At 45.0% G+C, this 373-nt stretch carries 1 protein-coding gene; it reads left to right on the forward strand.

Going from position 1 to position 373, the window contains the following annotated elements; translation table 11 throughout:
- Nucleotides 1-169 precede the first annotated feature (169 nt).
- Nucleotides 170-373, forward strand: a 204-nt coding sequence (locus KP705_RS19255; protein ID WP_215765472.1) for a hypothetical protein, incomplete at its 3' end; no start/stop codon positions are given.

The following is a 373-nucleotide window of genomic DNA, read 5'->3' on the forward strand; positions in this document are numbered from 1 at the left end:
GATAGGTGTCCCTAAATCATTGGATATGTTCGGTCCCGATATTGCTATGGCTCTCTGTGTTGAGCCTTCTCTTTTGGATATGTTCGGTCCCGATATTGCTATGGCTCTCTGTGTTGAGCCTTCTCTTTATGGTCGTGTCATCGTTGGTGATGAAATAAAATAGGAGCAGATGGCGAATAAGATTGTTGGGCTGATGCTCCAGCATCATGCTTTCTATAACGTCTCTGAACCCTGTCTTATGGTCCAGAATTATACGCAGACGCCTGACACTGAACTCGGCAAAAAGGCTCTCGAACTCATTGAAGTTGTCTCTAAGCTACACCATCAGCAGGTTATCGAAAAACTCCAAAAAATTGGATGCGATGCGCTCACG

Source organism: Gluconobacter sp. P1D12_c, from assembly GCF_018812105.1.
Lineage (GTDB): Bacteria > Pseudomonadota > Alphaproteobacteria > Acetobacterales > Acetobacteraceae > Gluconobacter > Gluconobacter oxydans_A.